At 41.0% G+C, this 3,568-nt stretch carries 2 protein-coding genes; both read right to left on the reverse strand.

Annotation, left to right across the window (positions count from 1 at the left end; translation table 11 throughout):
• Positions 1 to 52: 52 nt before the first annotated feature.
• Positions 53 to 901 (reverse strand): sugar phosphate isomerase/epimerase, encoded by an 849-nt coding sequence (locus AAC037_RS21715; protein ID WP_339905566.1) that lies wholly within the window; start codon positions 899 to 901, stop codon positions 53 to 55.
• A gap of 35 nt (positions 902 to 936) precedes the next feature.
• Positions 937 to 3,568, reverse strand: a 2,632-nt coding sequence (locus tag AAC037_RS21720; protein WP_339905567.1) for a PVC-type heme-binding CxxCH protein, incomplete at its 5' end; no start/stop codon positions are given.

The following is a 3,568-nucleotide window of genomic DNA, read 5'->3' on the forward strand; positions in this document are numbered from 1 at the left end:
ATTCTTAAAAAAAGTTCTCCGTTTCATATTTTTGGTTTATTTTGGGTTAAAATCAAGGAGTCAGGTTGCCAAAATACTTGACAGCATGGAGGACATCTTCAAGATTATCCTCCATTTTGTGTTCACATTCCACATAAACTTCCCCATCAAATTGTTGCCTTTTTAGCTCATGAACTACAGCTTCAAAGTCAATTACCCCTTCACCTACCTTCACATCCTTAGCAGACTGGGTGGAAGCATCAAGATCTTTGAGATGTATACTTATCAGATGACCTTCCAGCTTCTTAAGGCTTTCCACGGCATCTAGACCACTTCTGGTCCAATGCCCCAAATCTCCACATGCTCCGAAATTAGGGTGGTTTTTTATGGCTGAAAGTACCGAGTCCGGATGCCAATAAATACTTCCTGCCTCCTTTGAATGTTGGTGCAAGGCTATTTTGATTTTGTATGCTTCGGCAAGTTTATCCACCATGTCCCAATTTTCTCTTTTGGGTTCAGCTACCAGGTATTTAATTTTCAGGGACTTGGCCAACTCAAAAGCTCTTTGCCAGCTATCCCTGTCATTTGCTTTACCAACATACATGGATTTCATTTTCAACCCATTGGTTTTCAAAAGTTTCCTTACTGCCTTTGCATCTGAAGGGCTGAGGTCTGACATGGTTTTATCGCCAAAGTCTCCACCCAACTTATGAAAATCAAAACCTTCTACATATTTCGCTCCGGTTGTTTTCGCCTTTTCCAAAGTGGCAGGAAAAGGAAACCGATTGAAGGAATACAAGGCTACACCTATATTCCAATCACTTTTAATGACTGATGCTTCATACAAAGGCCTTTTCACCACACTTGCCAAACCAAGAAACAGTATTGGCAAAGCAATAAACACCCAATATTTTTTTAACATATTCTTCTATTTGCTATTGATATATAAAATTTTCTTTATTCTGCATTTCTTATAAAAGCCATCAGGTCAGCAATTTTTTGTTGATCAAGCTGAGCTGACAATACGGGCATAAGGGACATATTCATCCCCTTTATGGCTTCAATATCTTGGCGATTTATAGCTTGTTCTATTCCCGGAGAAATCCTAAGGCTTATTGCCGCTGAAGTTTCATTCATAATCATTCCTTGAATAGTTTCTCCGTTTTTAAGAGTCACTTCCCATAAGTCAAAACCTGGAGCAATAGACAAATTAGGGTCCAAAATATTGGCCATAAGATCTTTTGGATGCCAATTGTGCAAGGTACCTAGATCAGGCCCAAAAGCCACTCCACCTTTCCCTCTAAACTGATGACAAAGGGCGCAATTTTCTATGTAGACTGATTTTCCTGCAATAGGGTCACCATTTATTTCTAAGGCCTTTTGGTACTTTTTATTGATCTCCTCTCCTTCATCCTTAGTCAGTAGTTCTCTTGCGAAATTTCGAGTGGCCTCATCTCCATTGTTCATAAGCCTAACCCTCATTTTCCAGCCAATCGCTACTGTGGGAATTTTTCCATCTTTTAACGCCTCAAGCAATAGTTTGACCCGATCGGATTCGCTCATAAAGGTTCCCAAGGCGACATCTCTTATTTCAGGTGTCAGAGAATTCCATTTGCTAAGAAGATATTCAGGTACACTTGTTCCTTTGATATTGCCAAGGGCTTGCATCGCTGCGATTTGCAACACAATCGGTTCAGTAGTAGCAATCATTGCTTTCAATTGATCGGCATAAGGGCTTACATCTCCCTCTGGTAAAAACCTTAAAGCTTCTGCTCTTCGGTCTTCTGGAATGGACTGATCTGAAGCAATGATCATGGCTTTGTCCATGCTGGATTTAAGCAATTTCTCGTCTTTGAAATCTAAGGTTTTGATCAAGTTCAATGCAGATTTTCTAAGTCCTGCATTTGGGTGATCAAAAAAGGCAAGTACTACTTTATCCATATAGGCTGTTAGCGCTTTCTCATTCTCCTCATTTCTCTTGACTCCATCAGCTATTCCATATAATACAGATGCTTCCCAACCTCTGTTTTCCGATAATTTGAGGGCTGACTGAAGCAATTTTTCTGCTTCCCCTTCATTCTCATTGGCTGTAACCATGGCTGTTAATCTGCGAACCAAACTACCATAAGCAGGTACATTTTTATCAAAGCGGTCTAGTACTGTTTTTATTAATGTTGTATTCTGGGATGTAGAGGCAGACAATGCTGCGATTTGTACCCACTCATCAGAAAGGTCATGAAACAACAATTCTTCGGCAACCTGCCCTGCTTCTTCTGTTTCAATAAAACCCAAGGTACAGAGCAATTGAAATCTAACTCTTGGATTGGGATCTGTATTTAGATTGAGCAATGCCTCTACTAAATCATTTGACTCATTGAGATGCATTTCAGCAAGCTTAATGGCATTTTCTCTAACTCCCGCTTCAGAGTCATTTAAGCCTTGAATAATCAGATCTGTGCTCAAGCTTTTCAAGCCTTCCATAGTCCATAATGCATGCAATCGACCTTCTGCAGATTCTTGATTGGTGGCCATTTTTTCCAATTCAGGTATCACCTCCAGGTTTTCGGCTGTGACTATAAGCCTTTGGGCATGATTTCTCCACCAATGGTTTTTATGTGCCAGGTACTTCACCCATTCCTTGGGGCGCTCAGCACCAAAATCCAAGCCCGAAGTCCAATCGGCTTTGCCAAAACCTGTTGGACTTATCCGATATATTCTTCCCATTTCCACACCATCATACAAGCCACCTGCAGCCACGGCTTCATCAGACATCCATTCGGGATGTTCTATAATCCTACGATAATAATCCAGCACATACAGTGCACCATCAGGACCTACGTACATATTTACAGGCCTGGACCAAGAATCTTTAGAAGCCAGAAACTCCTTATTTTCTCGTAATCTTTCAGCAATAAATGTGGCTCCTTTTTCTTTTAAAATATCCACATGAACTAGGTTGCTTACAGATTCAGCAACAAAGACAGCATTCTCAAAAGGTTCCGGAAAGGCACCGCCCAAGTAGGCCGTCAAGCCGCTAGAAGAGGTTGTCAATCCTACAGGAGTAAAAAGCTGACGATCAGGATTTGTGGTAATTTGAAAAACTTCTGTTTCCTTGCCATGATCAGAAATAGATTCACTGGCATTAGAAACAAGCAATCCCGGATTTCTGGAAAGGTATGGGGCAGCAATTACTTCATGGTAAATGTGGTTTTGATTGTGTGTCAGTAAATACCTACCCCAACGGTCAAAAGTATGCCCAAACTGGGAACGAGTAGAGGCCAATTCTGCCACATGAGTATTCGGTTTAAACCTAACCGAATGGCCATTGGCATTTTTGGGTAAGACTGAACTTTCCGGCTGAATGGGGAAAACGATGTTTGATCCTTTATCTCCAAACTCTTCTTCGTATTTCCTTGTGCCAATATGCCCTAGATGGGATAAATGTATCCAGTTGTCCAATCCATAAATGGGATTATTTACATTCACATGGGGGTTGGATAGAGAGAAACCTGTCATTATCACTTCTTTTATATCCGCAACGCCATCACCATCGGTATCTTCAAGGTACAAGACATCCGGTGCATCCGTT

It is taken from the genome of uncultured Cyclobacterium sp. (assembly GCF_963976465.1).
In the GTDB taxonomy this organism is placed as follows: domain Bacteria; phylum Bacteroidota; class Bacteroidia; order Cytophagales; family Cyclobacteriaceae; genus Cyclobacterium.

What these genes read in the sequence shown, in the direction of transcription:
- AAC037_RS21715 (WP_339905566.1), bottom strand. Translation starts at nt 901, where the DNA reads ATGTTAAAAAAATATTGGGTGTTTATTGCTTTGCCAATACTGTTTCTT.